At 63.0% G+C, this 519-nt stretch carries 1 protein-coding gene; it reads left to right on the top strand.

Translation table 11 applies throughout. The features are described 5' to 3' along the window. The coding region (locus tag AB1462_RS31675; RefSeq protein ID WP_367249021.1) for an Ig-like domain-containing protein at nucleotides 1–519 on the top strand (519 nt) is incomplete at both ends.

Here is a 519-nt window from a genome sequence, read left to right as displayed (position 1 = left end):
ACGGCGGCCCGCTGACTTCGGCGCCAGCCAACGGCACCATCACCGTGACTGCGGTCAACGATGCGCCGGTGGCTGCGGAAACTGCTGCGACCGGTGCTGAAGACCCAAGCGTAGGCATCGCGGTCAAACTGTCCGCCACCGACGTGGATAGTCCGACGGACGTTAAATCGTTCACCGTCGGCACGCCAACCAATGGCACCTTCTACACCGACGCGGCGATGACCAAACCGGTGACCGGTTCCATTGACGCAGTCAACGGCGAAGCGACCGTTTACTTCAAACCGAACGAAAACTTCCACGGCACCGCAGACTTCACCTACACCGCCACCGACGGCGGCCCGCTGACTTCGGCGCCAGCCAACGGCACCATCACCGTGACTGCGGTCAACGACGCGCCGGTGGCTGCGGAAACTGCTGCGACCGGTGCTGAAGACCCAAGCGTAGGCATCGCGGTCAAACTGTCCGCCACCGACGTGGATAGTCCGACGGACGTTAAATCGTTCACCGTCGGCACGCCAA

The organism is Pseudomonas sp. SB113 (assembly GCF_040754745.1).
In the GTDB taxonomy this organism is placed as follows: domain Bacteria; phylum Pseudomonadota; class Gammaproteobacteria; order Pseudomonadales; family Pseudomonadaceae; genus Aquipseudomonas; species Aquipseudomonas grimontii.
Note: the sequence above shows the minus strand (reverse complement) of the source record. Positions and strands in the feature narration are given on the sequence as shown.